Here is a 1,181-nt window from a genome sequence, read left to right on the forward strand (position 1 = left end):
ATCTTGGCGTAGCCATGCTGCTCGCTCGGTTTGTTTTCTTTCTGCTCATTCCACGCCAGCGAGGAATCATACCCCGGCAGTTCGCCCAGATAGGCCTGGGCTGGATAGAGGATATCGTCGGGAATTTTGGGCACGCTGATCTCGATGGGGTGATCGGAGCCGGGATTGCGGATCAGGAATACGCGATGCCGGGCCAGCGTGCCGATCCAGCGCAGTTCCATGGCGTAGCGCATGGTCTCGATGTTGATCGGCACGCCGTGGGTGTCGCGCATCCAGGTCAGCACCGGCGCGATCGTGCCGGCAAGGCCGACAGCACGGTCCCGAAAGACGCCGTTGGCGTCATTGCTCGACGGCTCACCAAGCTGGCTGACCAGCATTTCACGGATGGCGTCAGCATTGCCGGTCGCAAACGGATTGAACGTATTGGACTGGCGGATGCCGCTTGCGGTCAGAAAATTGAGATTGAGCACCTGGTCGTCCAGCCCGAAGCGGCGGGCAAGCGCCAGTACATCGCCGTGGACCGTGTTGTCACCCTTGCCATCGATCAGGATGAACCCGGATCCATGCGCGAGAGGATTGGCCAGCAGGGAGATGGCGGATGTCGTTTTGCCTGCACCCGTTGTGCCTGGCACGGCGGCGTGCTGACGCCCCGCGTCGGATGAAAGCCAAAGTTGCTGGCCGGTCAGCCCGTCCGTTCCGAGATATATGATGCCTCCTGCCGCCCGCGGCCGACGGGTTTTGGGATCAAGATCGTGTTTGTCCTTCAGGCCGGAATACCTGGGCAAATGAAAAGGCAGCACGGGCTGGCGGGTCATGACCCAGAGCGTCAGGCAAAGGGCGAGGGGAAAGGTGATCCCGACGATCGCGGGAGCCAGCACGCTAAGTCCTGCCAGAATCATCAGGGCGAACCCGGAACTGCTGGATTGCAGCTCTTCGGCGATCCGGACCGTGAAGGGACGCGTGTCGCGATAGGTAGAGCCGTGTTTCAGCTGCTGGTGGACCTGCGGCCCGCCGATCTCGCGCTTCACCATGCTTCAGTCTTCCAGCCCGAAAGGAGATTTTCCCGTGTCGATCGTGGGCGCCACGGGAGCGGTTAGTGCCGTGGGCGAAACCGGCGCTGTCTGCGCTCCGCCTGGAGGTTGCGGATAAGTGACGACAGGCCGCTGCGTCATGATGCGTCG

At 62.0% G+C, this 1,181-nt stretch carries 1 pseudogene; it reads right to left on the minus strand.

Annotated features, from left to right (window positions below):
* Positions 1–1,031 (minus strand): annotated as a pseudogene (locus B7449_RS17870) (type IV secretory system conjugative DNA transfer family protein); the annotation flags it as partial.
* Positions 1,032–1,181 lie beyond the last annotated feature (150 nt).

The organism is Komagataeibacter intermedius TF2 (assembly GCF_000964425.1).
Classification (GTDB): domain Bacteria; phylum Pseudomonadota; class Alphaproteobacteria; order Acetobacterales; family Acetobacteraceae; genus Komagataeibacter; species Komagataeibacter intermedius.